A 12,621-nucleotide genomic window follows, 5' to 3' on the forward strand; every position below is an offset into this window, starting at 1 on the left:
CCTCAGCATAGTACCGGGAAGGAGGGAGTGACCATCTCATTAAATAAAGCACGCTAAGGCATAGCTGACCTTGCCAGGCCTGCTTCGCCCTGTAGTGACGCGATCAACGGGCAGGAAACATTCCCCTTTCGTGCATGGCAGGCGCACACGAGTTCAGACAGCACGGTTTCCATGCGCGCCAAGTCGGCCATCTTCTCGCGCACGTCCTTGAGCTTGTGTTCGGCCAGGCTGCTGGCCTCCTCGCAGTGGGTGCCATCGTCGAGCCGCAACAGCTCGGCAATCTCGTCCAGACTGAACCCCAGCCGCTGTGCCGATTTCACGAATTTCACCCGAACCACGTCCGCCTCCCCATAGCGGCGGATGCTGCCGTAAGGCTTGTCCGGTTCCGGCAACAGGCCCTTGCGCTGATAGAAGCGGATTGTCTCCACGTTGACCCCGGCCGCCTTGGCAAAAACGCCAATGGTCAGGTTTTCCAAATTATTTTCCATATCGCTTGACTCCGTACATGAGTACGGAAGTAAGGTTACGCTATCCAATCCAAATTCAAAAGGGCCAACGTATGTCTGAACCACAAAACGGGCGCGGTGCGCTCTTCGCCGGCGGGCTGGCCGCCATTCTTGCATCGACCTGCTGCCTGGGGCCGCTAGTACTGGTCGCCCTGGGCTTCTCCGGTGCTTGGATCGGCAACCTGACGGTGCTGGAACCCTATCGACCGTTGTTCATCGGCGCGGCGCTAGTGGCGCTGTTCTTCGCCTGGAAGCGGATTTACCGGCCCGTGCAGGCATGCAAGCCAGGTGAGGTCTGCGCGATTCCGCAGGTGCGCGCCACCTACAAGCTGATTTTCTGGATCGTGGCCGTGCTGGTCCTGGTCGCGCTTGGATTTCCCTATGTCGTTCCATTTTTCTATTAACCAGGAGTTCATCATGAAGAAACTGTTTGCCTCCCTTGCCCTCGCCGCCGCTGTTGCCCCGGTGTGGGCCGCTACCCAGACCGTCACGCTAGCGGTTCCCGGCATGACTTGCGCCGCCTGCCCGATCACAGTCAAGAAAGCGCTCTCCAAGGTCGAAGGCGTGAGCAAGGTCGATGTGGGCTTCGAGAAGCGCGAGGCCGTCGTCACTTTTGACGACACCAAGGCCAGCGTACAGAAGCTGACCAAGGCCACCGCAGACGCCGGCTATCCGTCCAGCGTCAAGCAGTGAGCCAGCAAGCCAACGACAACAGCGAGAGCCGCTTCATGGGACTGATGACACGCATTGCCGATAAAACCGGCGCGCTCGGCAGCGTCGTTTCCGCGATGGGCTGCGCCGCCTGCTTTCCAGCCCTCGCCAGCTTCGGCGCGGCCATCGGGCTGGGCTTCTTGAGCCAGTACGAGGGACTGTTCATCAGCCGCCTGCTGCCGCTGTTTGCCGCGCTGGCCTTCCTGGCGAACGCGCTGGGTTGGTTCAGTCATCGGCAATGGCTGCGCAGTCTGCTCGGCATGATCGGCCCGGCCATCGTGTTTGCGGCCACGGTCTGGCTGCTCGGCAACTGGTGGACGGCGAACCTGATGTACGTCGGCCTGGCCTTGATGATTGGGGTGTCGATCTGGGACTTCGTGTCGCCGGCGCATCGCCGTTGCGGACCGGACGGCTGCGAACTCCCCGCCAAGCGCTTGTGAAAGACGGCTGACCGTGCGACACGGCGGCCCACACGAATAAGGAACGATGGTATGAGCACTCTCAAAATCACCGGCATGACTTGCGACTCGTGCGCAGTGCATGTCAAGGACGCCCTGGAGAAAGTGCCCGGCGTGCAATCAGCGGATGTCTCCTACGCCAAGGGCAGCGCCAAGCTCGCCATTGAGGTCGGCACGTCACCCGACGCGCTGACGGCCGCTGTAGCTGGACTCGGTTATCGGGCCACGCTGGCCGATGCCCCCTCAGTTTCGACGCCGGGCGGATTGCTCGACAAGATGCGCGATCTGCTGGGCAGAAACGACAAGACGGGTAGCAGCGGCGCATTGCATATCGCCGTCATCGGCAGCGGCGGGGCCGCGATGGCAGCGGCGCTGAAGGCCGTCGAGCAAGGCGCACGTGTCACGCTGATCGAGCGCGGCACCATCGGCGGCACCTGCGTCAATGTCGGTTGTGTGCCGTCCAAGATCATGATCCGCGCCGCCCATATCGCCCATCTGCGCCGGGAAAGCCCGTTCGATGGCGGCATCGCCGCTACCACGCCGACCATCCAGCGCACGGCGCTGCTGGCCCAGCAGCAGGCCCGCGTCGATGAACTGCGCCACGCCAAGTACGAAGGCATCTTGGAGGGCAATCCGGCGATCACTGTGCTGCACGGCTCCGCCCGCTTTAAGGACAATCGCAACCTGATCGTGCAACTCAACGACGGCGGCGAGCGCGTGGTGGCATTCGACCGCTGCCTGATCGCCACCGGCGCGAGCCCGGCCGTGCCGCCGATTCCCGGCCTGAAAGACACTCCGTACTGGACTTCCACTGAAGCGCTGGTCAGCGAGACGATTCCTAAGCGCCTGGCCGTGATTGGCTCATCAGTGGTGGCGCTGGAGCTGGCGCAGGCGTTCGCCCGACTCGGAGCGAAGGTGACGATCCTGGCTCGCAGCACGCTGTTCTTCCGCGAAGACCCAGCTATAGGCGAAGCCGTCACGGCCGCATTCCGCATGGAGGGCATCGAGGTGAGGGAACACACCCAGGCCAGCCAGGTCGCGTATATCAATGGTGAAGGGGACGGCGAATTCGTGCTCACCACGGCGCACGGCGAACTGCGCGCCGACAAGCTGCTGGTCGCCACCGGCCGCGCGCCCAACACACGCAAGCTGGCACTGGATGCGACGGGCGTCACGCTCACCCCGCAAGGCGCTATCGTCATCGACCCCGGCATGCGTACAAGCGTGGAACACATCTACGCCGCAGGCGACTGCACCGACCAGCCGCAGTTCGTCTATGTGGCGGCAGCGGCCGGCACTCGCGCCGCGATCAACATGACCGGCGGTGACGCGGCCCTGAACCTGACCGCGATGCCGGCCGTGGTGTTCACCGACCCGCAAGTGGCGACCGTAGGCTACAGCGAGGCGGAAGCGCACCATGACGGCATCAAAACTGATAGTCGCACGCTAACGCTGGACAACGTGCCGCGCGCGCTCGCCAACTTCGACACGCGCGGCTTCATCAAACTGGTGGTTGAAGAAGGCAGCGGACGACTGATCGGCGTGCAGGCAGTGGCCCCGGAAGCGGGCGAACTGATCCAGACGGCCGCACTGGCGATTCGCAACCGGATGACGGTGCAGGAACTGGCCGACCAGTTGTTCCCCTACCTGACGATGGTCGAAGGGTTGAAGCTCGCGGCGCAGACCTTCAACAAGGATGTGAAGCAGCTTTCCTGCTGCGCCGGGTGAGGACAAGGAGGTGTGCGATGAGCGCCTACACGGTATCGCAACTGGCCCATAACGCTGGGGTGAGCGTACATATCGTGCGCGACTACCTGGTGCGCGGCTTGTTACGGCCGGTGGCCTGCACCACGGGCGGCTACGGCGTGTTCGACGATGCGGCCTTGCAACGGCTGTGCTTCGTGCGCGCGGCCTTCGAGGCGGGTATCGGCCTGGATGCCCTGGCGCGGCTGTGCCGTGCGCTCGACGCAGCGGACGGCGCACAAGCCGCAGCGCAGCTTGCCGTGCTGCGCCAGTTGGTCGAGCGGCGGCGAGCGGCGTTGGCCCATCTGGACGCGCAACTGGCCTCCATGCCAGCCGAGCGGGCGCACGAGGAGGCATTGCCGTGAACGCCCCTGACAAACTGCCGCCCGAGACGCGCCAACCCGTTTCCGGCTACCTGTGGGGTGCGCTGGCCGTGTTGACCTGCCCCTGCCATCTGCCGATTCTCGCCGCCGTGCTGGCCGGGACGACCGCCGGTGCCTTCCTTGGCGAGCATTGGGGTGTTGCCGCGCTCGCGCTGACCGGCTTGTTCGTTCTGGCCGTAACGCGGCTGCTGCGCGCCTTCCGGGGCGGATCATGACGAGTTCGCAGCCCGCCGGATGGACGGCGGCCGAGTTGGCGCAGGCGGCGGCGCGCGGACAGCTTGACCTGCATTACCAGCCGCTGGTCGATCTGCGCGATCACCGGATCGCTGGCGCGGAAGCGTTGATGCGCTGGCGGCATCCGAGGCTTGGCCTGTTGCCGCCCGGCCAGTTCCTGCCGCTGGCCGAGTCGTTCGGCCTGATGCCGGAAATAGGCGCGTGGGTGCTGGGCGAGGCCTGTCGCCAGATGCACAAGTGGCAAGGACCGGCATGGCAACCGTTCCGTCTTGCCGTCAATGTGTCCGCCAGCCAGGTTGGGCCAACGTTCGACGACGAGGTAAAGCGGGTGCTGGCCGATATGGCCCTGCCCGCCGAGCTTCTGGAGATCGAACTGACCGAATCGGTCGCATTCGGCAATCCAGCCCTGTTCGCCAGTTTCGACGCCTTGCGCGCCATCGGCGTGCGCTTCGCCGCCGACGACTTCGGCACCGGCTATTCCTGCCTGCAACATCTGAAATGCTGCCCCATCACCACATTGAAAATCGACCAATCCTTTGTCGCCAGGCTCCCGGATGATGCCCGTGACCAAACTATCGTGCGGGCGGTGATCCAGCTCGCGCACGGGCTGGGCATGGAGGTGGTAGCCGAGGGTGTGGAAACACCCGACTGCCTTGCGTGGTTGCGGCAGGCGGGTTGCGACACGGTGCAGGGTTTCCTGTTCGCCAGGCCGATGCCGGCGGCGGCCTTCGTCGGCTTCGTCAACCAATGGAGGAACACCACCATGAACGCCAATGAACCGAGCACCAGTTGCTGCGTGTGCTGCAAGGAAATCCCGCTCGATGCCGCCTTCACGCCGGAAGGGGCCGAGTACGTGGAGCATTTCTGCGGGCTGGAGTGCTATCAGCGCTTCCAGGCGCGGGCCAGCACTGCGACCGAAACCAGCGTCAAACCGGACGCTTGTGATTCGCCGCCGTCAGGTTGAGGCATACCCTAACCTGATGTCAGATGCCATGTGTAAATTGCGTCAGGATAGGATTGAATTTTGAATTTATTGACATATCTCGTTGAAGGTCATAGAGTCTTCCCTGACATTTTGCAGGGAATTCCATGACTGGACAGCGCATTGGGTATATCAGGGTCAGCACCTTCGACCAGAACCCGGAACGGCAACTGGAAGGCGTCAAGGTTGATCGCGCTTTTAGCGACAAGGCATCCGGCAAGGATGTCAAGCGTCCGCAACTGGAAGCGCTGATAAGCTTCGCCCGCACCGGCGACACCGTGGTGGTGCATAGCATGGATCGCCTGGCGCGCAATCTCGATGATTTGCGCCGGATCGTGCAAACGCTGACACAACGCGGCGTGCATATCGAATTCGTCAAGGAACACCTCAGTTTTACTGGCGAAGACTCTCCGATGGCGAACCTGATGCTCTCGGTGATGGGCGCGTTCGCCGAGTTCGAGCGCGCCCTGATCCGCGAGCGTCAGCGCGAGGGTATTGCGCTCGCCAAGCAACGCGGGGCTTACCGTGGCAGGAAGAAATCCCTGTCGTCTGAGCGTATTGCCGAACTGCGCCAACGTGTCGAGGCTGGCGAGCAAAAGACCAAGCTTGCTCGTGAATTCGGAATCAGTCGCGAAACCCTGTATCAATACTTGAGAACGGATCAGTAAATATGCCACGTCGTTCCATCCTGTCCGCCGCCGAGCGGGAAAGCCTGCTGGAGTTGCCGGACTCCAAGGACGACCTGATCCGACATTACACATTCAACGATACCGACCTCTCGATCATCCGACAGCGGCGCGGGCCAGCCAATCGGCTGGGCTTCGCGGTGCAGCTCTGTTACCTGCGCTTTCCCGGCGTCATCCTGGGCGTCGATGAACTACCGTTCCCGCCCTTGTTGAAGCTGGTCGCCGACCAGCTCAAGGTCGGCGTCGAAAGCTGGAACGAGTACGGCCAGCGGGAGCAGACCCGGCGCGAGCACCTGAGCGAGCTGCAAACCGTGTTCGGTTTCCGGCCCTTCACCATGAGCCATTACCGGCAGGCCGTCCAGATGCTGACCGAGCTGGCGATGCAAACCGACAAAGGCATCGTGCTGGCCAGCGCCTTGATCGGGCACCTGCGGCGGCAGTCGGTCATTCTGCCCGCCCTCAACGCCGTCGAGCGGGCGAGTGCCGAGGCGATCACCCGTGCTAACCGGCGCATCTACGACGCCTTGGCCGAACCACTGGCGGACGCGCATCGCCGCCGCCTCGACGATCTGCTCAAGCGCCGGGACAACGGCAAGACGACCTGGTTGGCTTGGTTGCGCCAGTCTCCGGCCAAGCCAAATTCGCGGCATATGCTGGAACACATCGAACGCCTCAAGGCATGGCAGGCACTCGATCTGCCTACCGGCATCGAGCGGCTGGTTCACCAGAACCGCCTGCTCAAGATTGCCCGCGAGGGCGGCCAGATGACACCCGCCGACCTGGCCAAATTCGAGCCGCAACGGCGCTACGCCACTCTCGTGGCGCTGGCCACCGAGGGCATGGCCACCGTCACCGACGAAATCATCGACCTGCACGACCGCATCCTGGGTAAGCTGTTTAACGCTGCCAAGAATAAGCATCAGCAGCAGTTCCAGGCGTCAGGCAAGGCCATCAACGCCAAGGTACGTCTGTACGGGCGCATCGGTCAGGCGCTGATCGACGCCAAGCAATCAGGCCGCGATGCGTTTGCCCCATCGAGGCCGTCATGTCCTGGGATTCCTTTGCCGAGAGCGTCACCGAGGCGCAGAAGCTCGCGCAACCCGATGACTTCGATTTCCTGCATCGCATCGGCGAGAGCTACGCCACCCTGCGCCGCTATGCACCGGAATTCCTTGCCGTGCTCAAGCTGCGGGCCGCGCCCGCCGCCAAAAACGTGCTTGATGCCATTGAGGTGCTGCGCGGCATGAACACCGACAACGCCCGCAAGCTGCCAGCCGATGCACCGACCGGCTTCATCAAGCCGCGCTGGCAGAAACTGGTGATGACCGACGCCGGCATCGACCGGCGCTACTACGAACTGTGCGCGCTGTCCGAGTTGAAGAACTCCCTGCGCTCGGGCGACATCTGGGTGCAGGGTTCACGCCAGTTCAAGGACTTCGAGGACTACCTGGTACCGCCCGAGAAGTTCACCAGCCTCAAGCAGTCCAGCGAATTGCCGCTGGCCGTGGCCACCGACTGCGAACAATATCTGCATGAGCGGCTGACGCTGCTGGAAGCACAACTTGCCACCGTCAACCGCATGGCGGCAGCCAACGACCTGCCGGATGCCATCATCACCGAGTCGGGCTTGAAGATCACGCCGCTGGATGCGGCGGTGCCCGACACCGCGCAGGCGCTGATAGACCAGACAGCCATGGTCCTGCCGCACGTCAAGATCACCGAACTGCTGCTCGAAGTCGATGAGTGGACGGGCTTCACCCGGCACTTCACGCACTTGAAATCGGGCGATCTGGCCAAGGACAAGAACCTGTTGTTGACCACGATCCTGGCCGACGCGATCAACCTGGGCCTGACCAAGATGGCCGAGTCCTGCCCCGGCACGACCTACGCGAAGCTCGCTTGGCTGCAAGCCTGGCATACCCGCGACGAAACGTACTCGACAGCGTTGGCTGAACTGGTCAACGCTCAGTTTCGGCATCCCTTTGCCGGGCACTGGGGCGATGGCACCACATCATCATCGGACGGACAGAATTTCCGAACCGCTAGCAAGGCAAAGAGCACGGGGCACATCAACCCAAAATATGGCAGCAGCCCAGGACGGACTTTCTACACCCACATCTCCGACCAATACGCGCCATTCCACACCAAGGTGGTCAATGTCGGCCTGCGCGACTCAACCTACGTGCTCGACGGCCTGCTGTACCACGAATCCGACCTGCGGATCGAGGAGCACTACACCGACACGGCGGGCTTCACCGATCACGTCTTCGCCCTGATGCACCTCTTGGGCTTCCGCTTCGCGCCGCGCATCCGCGACCTGGGCGACACCAAGCTCTACATCCCGAAGGGCGATGCCGCCTATGACGCGCTCAAGCCGATGATCGGCGGCACGCTCAACATCAAGCACGTCCGCGCCCATTGGGACGAAATCCTGCGGCTGGCCACCTCGATCAAGCAGGGCACGGTGACGGCCTCGCTGATGCTCAGGAAACTCGGCAGCTACCCGCGCCAGAACGGCTTGGCCGTCGCGCTGCGCGAGTTGGGCCGCATCGAGCGCACGCTGTTCATCCTCGACTGGCTGCAAAGCGTCGAGCTACGCCGCCGCGTGCATGCCGGGCTGAACAAGGGCGAGGCGCGCAATGCGCTGGCCCGTGCCGTGTTCTTCAACCGCCTTGGTGAAATCCGTGACCGCAGTTTCGAGCAGCAGCGCTACCGGGCCAGCGGCCTCAACCTGGTGACGGCGGCCATCGTGCTGTGGAACACGGTCTACCTGGAGCGTGCGGCGCATGCGTTGCGCGGCAATGGTCATGCCGTCGATGACTCGCTATTGCAGTACCTGTCGCCACTCGGCTGGGAGCACATCAACCTGACCGGTGATTACCTATGGCGCAGCAGCGCCAAGATCGGCGCGGGGAAGTTCAGGCCGCTACGGCCTCTGCAACCGGCTTAGCGTGCTTTATTTAATGAGATGGTCACTCCCTCCTTCCCGGTACTATGCTGAGGACAGGCTTTCATTCGGAGAACTATCATGGAAAACATTGCGCTCATTGGTATCGATCTGGGTAAAAACTCTTTCCATATTCATTGCCAGGATCGTCGCGGGAAGGCTGTTTACCGTAAAAAATTTACCCGGCCAAAGTTGATCGAATTTTTGGCGACATGCCCCGCTACAACCATCGCAATGGAAGCCTGTGGCGGTTCTCACTTTATGGCACGCAAGTTGGAAGAGTTGGGGCATTCCCCAAAGCTGATATCACCACAATTTGTCCGCCCGTTCGTTAAAAGCAATAAAAACGACTTTGTCGACGCCGAAGCTATTTGTGAAGCTGCATCGCGTCCGTCTATGCGTTTTGTGCAGCCCAGAACGGAATCTCAGCAGGCAATGCGGGCTCTGCATCGTGTCCGTGAATCCCTGGTTCAGGATAAGGTAAAAACAACCAATCAAATGCATGCTTTTCTGCTGGAATTTGGCATTAGCGTTCCCCGAGGAGCTGCCGTTATTAGCCGACTGAGTACCATTCTTGAGGATAATAGTTTGCCTCTTTACCTCAGCCAGTTATTGCTGAAATTACAACAGCATTATCACTATCTTGTTGAGCAGATTAAAGATTTGGAATCCCAGTTGAAACGAAAGTTGGACGAAGATGAGGTTGGACAGCGCTTGCTGAGCATTCCCTGCGTCGGAACACTGACAGCGAGTACTATTTCAACTGAGATTGGCGACGGGAAGCAGTACGCCAGCAGCCGTGACTTTGCGGCGGCAACAGGGCTTGTACCTCGGCAGTACAGCACGGGAGGTAGGACGACATTGCTGGGAATTAGTAAGCGAGGTAATAAAAAGATCCGAACTTTGTTGGTTCAATGTGCCAGGGTATTCATACAAAAACTGGAACACCAGTCTGGCAAATTGGCCGATTGGGTCAGGGATTTACTGTGCCGGAAAAGCAACTTTGTCGTCACTTGTGCTCTGGCAAATAAGCTGGCCAGAATAGCCTGGGCCCTAACGGCACGACAGCAAACTTATGTAGCATAACGGCAGAAATACACCGGTTTAAAGAATTACTGATCTGGTTTTGCGAATACTGATATTGATGATACTAACGGCCCACCGGCCTGTTGAGGAACCTGTAAAACGGAAAGGCTCATTGAAGCCGTATATTTTCTGGAGGTTCATCAGGCGCGGAACTCATCAAGGCGCGGGAATAAAATCCCATTCAGACGCCGGATAGATTCAAGCAAGCCAACTTGTCGTCAAAATCGGTGTTGCAAAAACGGGAGTGACCATAGATTCCGTTTTCTGAGGTGCCCCCTTAATGACCACCTTATCCAGGGCGCTGACGGACGTGATGTCCCAGAAATGGGCATGTGAAACGTCTATCACCACATTCTCAATCGCTTCACGGAAATCAAAGTGGCTCGTAAAGCGGTCTGCTGAAGCAAAGAATACCTGGCCGGTGACGGTATACGTCCGGCTCGTCCCCTCCAGAACTGAGGTTACACGCATGAACCGGGATACTTTAGTGGCAAAGTTGAGCGAAGCAATCAGTACACCGGTCAGCACACCGAAGGCCAGATTATGTGTTGCCACCACAACCGCGACGGTGGCAAGCATGACCACGCTGGTTGAAAGGGGGTGTGTCCGCAGGTTGGCAATGGAGCGCCAGGAGAATGTCCCGATGGAAACCATAATCATCACCGCGACCAGCGCTGCCATCGGGATTTGGGAGACCCAGTCGCGCAGGAACACAATCAGGCAAAGCAGCACCACGCCCGCCGTGAGGGTTGAAAGTCGTCCGCGTCCACCGGATTTTACGTTGATAACAGATTGCCCAATCATCGCGCAGCCTGCCATTCCTCCGATAAAGGATGTGCAGATGTTCGCGATGCCCTGAGCTTTGCACTCCCTGTTTTTGTCGCTTGGCGTGTCGGTCATGTCATCCACGATAGTGGCGGTCATCATCGACTCAAGCAGGCCAACCACCGCAATGCCCTTGCGCGAGCAGTCTTTATGCACCGGCTGGGGGAAATCAGAGATCGGGGACTGGAAAAACAGAGTTACCGGGCAAGTGGGTTGACATTGCTGACTGCGGCGATCTCGCTGTGGAATACGGTCTATATAGAAAGAGCGGTAGATTCATTGAGACGGAAAGGGATCGCGATTAATGAGCAACTGATTACCCATCTGTCACCGCTGGGATGGGAACATATCAACCTGAGCGGGGATTACGTCTGGAGAACAAACCTCAAACTGGGACAGGGTAAATACCGCGCATTACGCTCAGTGGGGCCCGTTTGGGAAACGGGAAATATTGTACGTTAAGGCGAACATTTGTACTGCCGAAGGGCAGGCAGGAACCAAAGTGGTATAGACGGGATAGCTGTAACTATTGAAATAGTGGGTGCGAGATTGTCTGACTGGTTTTACATCTGCTTCGGAGAACTTAGTGCAACGCCCCGGCGACTGCCGGGACGAATACGCAAGGGTTATTGCATAATCCCTGACCAGCCGTGATAGCCCATATAAATTCCCACCAGGGCAATCAGCACGCTGGAGAAATAGGGAGCCCGACGCGCCAGGGTATCAAATCCACGCCAGCGCTTTGTGGCCTGTCGCACACTGTAGGCCGCTGCGGCACCCACCGTGACCAGCGTGATTGCCAGGCCAATACTGAAGCATAAAACCAGCGCGGCCCCGAGTGAAAACTCTTTCACCTGAATACAAAGCAGAAGGACCGTAATGGCAGCCGGACACGGGATCAGCCCGCCTGTCAGCCCAAACAGGATTATCTGACCGGTGGTCACATTCCGGTTGGCGAAGCGTTTTTTAATATCGTTAGCATGGGCTTTTTCATGCGCATCCTGGAATTCCTTTGAGGAGGCATCCAGTCCTTTGAGCGCTGAATGTTCGTGTTCGTGTTCATGAAATGTCACGTCGTAGTCATGAACATGACCGCGATGACCTAACGTCAGACGAACCTCAAAGCTGTGCGGCTCCGGGATAGCCTGTGTGGACTCCATGAAGCCGTCTTTCTCGACAAAATCGAAGACCTGCGAAAAGGTGCCTTTACCCCGGTTTGTCACCAGTGAGACATCCCGGGTTTGCCAGTTCTGACCGCTCAGGGTACGAAAACGCCAGTGCGGCAGCTGGCCTTCTTCAAAAATAGAGAGTTCGACTTTACCGTGGCCGGTATCAATAATCCGCGTTTCGTCATGCTCATGATGCCCGTGCGCATGTTCTTCTTCCTGCTCCAGTTTCCACAGACGTTCACCGCTCCATGTCCGCCAGAACATCCATGCCGCAGTGCCGAGAATAATGACGGCGGAAATCAGCTGAAACCAGGGTTCGGCTGATTCAGCGGTGAATTTCCGGCTGATATACATCCCGCCCAGCGCAATCATCCAGACGATGGCCGTATGGGAAAGCGTGGCAGCCAGGCCCAGCATGACAGCCTGTCTGACGGTTCCCCGGATAGCGACAATAAAAGCGGCCATCATGGTTTTGGAATGTCCCGGCTCAAGACCGTGAAGCGCACCGAGCAAAATGGCGCTGGGAACAAACAGCCATGCGTTGGCCACGCCCTGCTGTAACAACGCAGAAAAATCGGTCATTTTCTCTTACCTCAAAGGTACCTGGTTATCTCTTTAAATTCGCTGAGCGACGTGTCAGATGCATGCTGGCTGTCTTCCAGGGCATGTTCCAGACAATGGTCCAGGTGATCATGAATAAGCGTTCGCTTGGCATTCGTTATCGCCTTTTCCACAGCGGACAACTGCTGGGCGATATCCAGGCACGGTTTTTCGTCTTCGAGCATCTGGATAGTGCTCTTCAGATGCCCTGCGGCACGTTTCAGCCTTTTAATGATGTCGGGGTGTGAAGTGTGAACTGACATGATTTCCTCCTCTTCTCCGGGCGATGGG

At 59.5% G+C, this 12,621-nt stretch carries 12 protein-coding genes and 3 pseudogenes; 11 read left to right on the top strand and 4 right to left on the bottom strand.

What is annotated here, in order from left to right; translation table 11 throughout:
- Positions 1 to 53: 53 nt before the first annotated feature.
- On the bottom strand, positions 54 to 488 hold the full coding sequence (merR, locus tag FHN83_RS27075) for an Hg(II)-responsive transcriptional regulator (RefSeq protein WP_005303925.1): 435 nt from the start codon (positions 486 to 488) through the stop codon (positions 54 to 56).
- A gap of 71 nt (positions 489 to 559) precedes the next feature.
- Between merR and FHN83_RS27080 the strand changes: the two genes are divergently transcribed.
- The 10 genes and pseudogenes from FHN83_RS27080 to FHN83_RS27125 all read left to right on the top strand — a co-directional run bounded on the left by FHN83_RS27080 (position 560) and on the right by FHN83_RS27125 (position 9,736).
- Positions 560 to 910: a mercuric transport protein MerT gene (locus FHN83_RS27080; protein ID WP_001294663.1), complete on the top strand. Its 351-nt coding sequence runs from the start codon at positions 560 to 562 to the stop codon at positions 908 to 910.
- Positions 911 to 923: 13 nt separating this feature from the next.
- Complete coding sequence (gene merP / locus FHN83_RS27085; RefSeq protein WP_000732292.1) at positions 924 to 1,199, top strand: mercury resistance system periplasmic binding protein MerP; 276 nt, start codon at positions 924 to 926, stop codon at positions 1,197 to 1,199.
- Positions 1,200 to 1,234: 35 nt separating this feature from the next.
- Positions 1,235 to 1,657 (top strand): organomercurial transporter MerC, encoded by a 423-nt coding sequence (gene merC / locus FHN83_RS27090; protein ID WP_001340589.1) that lies wholly within the window; start codon positions 1,235 to 1,237, stop codon positions 1,655 to 1,657.
- Positions 1,658 to 1,708: 51 nt separating this feature from the next.
- Positions 1,709 to 3,403: a mercury(II) reductase gene (merA, locus tag FHN83_RS27095; protein ID WP_000105636.1), complete on the top strand. Its 1,695-nt coding sequence runs from the start codon at positions 1,709 to 1,711 to the stop codon at positions 3,401 to 3,403.
- Between the two features lie 17 nt (positions 3,404 to 3,420).
- On the top strand, positions 3,421 to 3,783 hold the full coding sequence (gene merD / locus FHN83_RS27100) for a mercury resistance co-regulator MerD (protein WP_001277456.1): 363 nt from the start codon (positions 3,421 to 3,423) through the stop codon (positions 3,781 to 3,783).
- Positions 3,780 to 4,016, top strand: coding sequence for a broad-spectrum mercury transporter MerE (gene merE, locus FHN83_RS27105; protein ID WP_000993386.1), 237 nt, complete (start codon positions 3,780 to 3,782; stop codon positions 4,014 to 4,016). Before merD ends, merE begins: the two co-directional genes overlap by 4 nt.
- On the top strand, positions 4,013 to 4,999 hold the full coding sequence (locus FHN83_RS27110; protein ID WP_016240397.1) for a DUF3330 domain-containing protein: 987 nt from the start codon (positions 4,013 to 4,015) through the stop codon (positions 4,997 to 4,999). The genes merE and FHN83_RS27110 overlap by 4 nt, the downstream gene beginning before the upstream one ends.
- A 125-nt stretch (positions 5,000 to 5,124) precedes the next feature.
- On the top strand, positions 5,125 to 5,685 hold the full coding sequence (locus tag FHN83_RS27115) for a recombinase family protein (protein WP_000147567.1): 561 nt from the start codon (positions 5,125 to 5,127) through the stop codon (positions 5,683 to 5,685).
- Between the two features lie 2 nt (positions 5,686 to 5,687).
- Positions 5,688 to 8,653 (top strand): annotated as a pseudogene (locus tag FHN83_RS27120) (Tn3-like element TnAs3 family transposase).
- A 78-nt stretch (positions 8,654 to 8,731) separates the two neighbouring features.
- Positions 8,732 to 9,736, top strand: coding sequence for an IS110-like element IS4321 family transposase (locus tag FHN83_RS27125; protein ID WP_000427623.1), 1,005 nt, complete (start codon positions 8,732 to 8,734; stop codon positions 9,734 to 9,736).
- A gap of 255 nt (positions 9,737 to 9,991) precedes the next feature.
- On the opposite strand, the pseudogene FHN83_RS27130 reads toward FHN83_RS27125, so the two are convergent.
- Positions 9,992 to 10,693 (bottom strand): annotated as a pseudogene (locus tag FHN83_RS27130) (SulP family inorganic anion transporter); the annotation flags it as partial.
- Between FHN83_RS27130 and FHN83_RS27135 the strand changes: the two are divergent.
- Positions 10,658 to 11,023: pseudogene (locus FHN83_RS27135) on the top strand (Tn3 family transposase); the annotation flags it as partial. The pseudogenes FHN83_RS27130 and FHN83_RS27135 overlap by 36 nt on opposite strands.
- A 164-nt stretch (positions 11,024 to 11,187) precedes the next feature.
- Here FHN83_RS27135 and FHN83_RS27140 read toward each other — a convergent pair.
- Together FHN83_RS27140 and FHN83_RS27145 are read right to left on the bottom strand one after the other, a co-directional pair.
- On the bottom strand, positions 11,188 to 12,312 hold the full coding sequence (locus FHN83_RS27140) for a nickel/cobalt efflux protein RcnA (RefSeq protein WP_047721423.1): 1,125 nt from the start codon (positions 12,310 to 12,312) through the stop codon (positions 11,188 to 11,190).
- An 11-nt stretch (positions 12,313 to 12,323) separates the two neighbouring features.
- A complete protein-coding gene (locus FHN83_RS27145; protein ID WP_004118036.1) occupies positions 12,324 to 12,593 on the bottom strand; it encodes a metal-sensing transcriptional repressor in 270 nt (89 codons plus the stop codon).
- Positions 12,594 to 12,621: the final 28 nt, after the last annotated feature.

It is taken from the genome of Leclercia adecarboxylata (assembly GCF_006171285.1).
Lineage (GTDB): Bacteria > Pseudomonadota > Gammaproteobacteria > Enterobacterales > Enterobacteriaceae > Enterobacter > Enterobacter barmai.

Bases quoted from the DNA above. Each gene is read 5' to 3' on its own strand.
- FHN83_RS27125 (WP_000427623.1), top strand. From the start codon at position 8,732: ATGGAAAACATTGCGCTCATTGGTATCGATCTGGGTAAAAACTCTTTC.
- FHN83_RS27140 (WP_047721423.1), bottom strand. From the start codon at position 12,312: ATGACCGATTTTTCTGCGTTGTTACAGCAGGGCGTGGCCAACGCATGG.
- FHN83_RS27110 (WP_016240397.1), top strand. From the start codon at position 4,013: ATGACGAGTTCGCAGCCCGCCGGATGGACGGCGGCCGAGTTGGCGCAG.
- merP (WP_000732292.1), top strand. From the start codon at position 924: ATGAAGAAACTGTTTGCCTCCCTTGCCCTCGCCGCCGCTGTTGCCCCG.
- FHN83_RS27145 (WP_004118036.1), bottom strand. From the start codon at position 12,593: ATGTCAGTTCACACTTCACACCCCGACATCATTAAAAGGCTGAAACGT.
- merR (WP_005303925.1), bottom strand. From the start codon at position 488: ATGGAAAATAATTTGGAAAACCTGACCATTGGCGTTTTTGCCAAGGCG.
- merA (WP_000105636.1), top strand. From the start codon at position 1,709: ATGAGCACTCTCAAAATCACCGGCATGACTTGCGACTCGTGCGCAGTG.
- merC (WP_001340589.1), top strand. From the start codon at position 1,235: ATGGGACTGATGACACGCATTGCCGATAAAACCGGCGCGCTCGGCAGC.
- merD (WP_001277456.1), top strand. From the start codon at position 3,421: ATGAGCGCCTACACGGTATCGCAACTGGCCCATAACGCTGGGGTGAGC.
- FHN83_RS27115 (WP_000147567.1), top strand. From the start codon at position 5,125: ATGACTGGACAGCGCATTGGGTATATCAGGGTCAGCACCTTCGACCAG.
- FHN83_RS27080 (WP_001294663.1), top strand. From the start codon at position 560: ATGTCTGAACCACAAAACGGGCGCGGTGCGCTCTTCGCCGGCGGGCTG.